At 62.0% G+C, this 518-nt stretch carries 1 protein-coding gene; it reads left to right on the top strand.

Annotated features, from left to right (window positions below):
• Positions 1–477: aldo/keto reductase (locus tag ACFC3J_RS23040; protein ID WP_375198223.1), on the top strand; the 477-nt coding region annotated here is incomplete at its 5' end.
• Positions 478–518 lie beyond the last annotated feature (41 nt).

The raw sequence follows: 518 nt of genomic DNA, 5'->3' as shown, positions 1-518 counted from the left end.
CAGCTCCACCGCATCGATCCGCGCGTTCCGGAGGACGAACAGTTCGATGTCGTAAAGTCCTTCATCGATGATGGCTTCATCCGTCACGCTGGCCTCAGTCAGGTCTCGGTCGAGCAGATCGAGGCGGCACGCAAGGTGTTTCCCGTCGCGACCGTGCAAAATCTCTACAATCTCGGCAACCGAGCCGATGAGGACGTGCTCGACTATTGTGAAGCGAACGGGATCGGATTCATCCCCTGGTATCCGCTCGCCGCCGGCAGCCTCGCGCGACCGGGTGGTCTTGTCGACAAGCTGGCGAAGGCGAAGGGCGTGACACCTGGTCAAATCGCAATCGCCTGGCTGCTCAAGCGAAGCCCGGTGATGCTACCGATCCCCGGGACCAGTCGGGTCAATCATCTTGATGAAAACGTCGCCGCCGCCAGCATCACGCTCAGCGAAGACGAGTTTGCCGAGCTCGACGCGGTAAGCCGCGCGTGAGTGGTTGCGAGCCGGACTCGGGAGCCCAATGAGAGGGCCCC

The organism is Sphingobium sp. (assembly GCF_041987595.1).
Taxonomy (GTDB): Bacteria; Pseudomonadota; Alphaproteobacteria; order Sphingomonadales; family Sphingomonadaceae; genus Sphingobium.
The sequence above is the reverse complement of the archived record's forward strand: the minus strand, read 5'-3'. Positions and strand labels throughout refer to the sequence as shown.